General features: G+C 64.4%; 1 protein-coding gene. It reads left to right on the forward strand.

All coding sequences use genetic code 11. The features are described from left to right. The coding region (locus RM812_RS42365) for a glycosyltransferase family 4 protein (RefSeq protein WP_311586366.1) at positions 1-387 on the forward strand (387 nt) is incomplete at its 5' end. Between the last annotated feature and the right edge of the window lie 62 nt (positions 388-449).

Raw genomic sequence — 449 nt, forward strand, 5'->3', positions numbered from 1 at the left:
TTGGAAGGGCGCGTCGAGTTTGCCGGCCGGGTAAGCGATGAGGAGCTGCGCCAGTGCTACCAATCGGCGGCGGTCTTTGTCATGCCCAGCGAGAACGAGGGCTTTGGCCTGGTTTACGCGGAGGCCATGGCGCACGGGGTGCCCTGCATCGGCAGCGACCGGGACGCGGCCCGCGAGGTGATTGCCCATGGCGAGTCGGGCCTGTGCGTGCCCGCGGGTAATTCCACGGCGCTGGCGGATGCCATCGTCGCGCTGCTCCGGTCCACGGAACTGCGGAGCCAGATGAGCCGGGCTGCGCGGATGCGGTTTTTGGCGCATTTTTCGGCGGAAAAACACCGCGACCGTTTGCTCGTCGAACTTCGGCGGTGGCAGGAAGCCGCGGACTGAATCCCGGGGGAATTTCTCAAGTGCGATTGAAACTGATCAGTTTATTGGGCTTGGTGCTGCTG

Source organism: Streptomyces lancefieldiae (assembly GCF_031845825.1).
Classification (GTDB): domain Bacteria; phylum Actinomycetota; class Actinomycetes; order Streptomycetales; family Streptomycetaceae; genus Streptomyces; species Streptomyces lancefieldiae.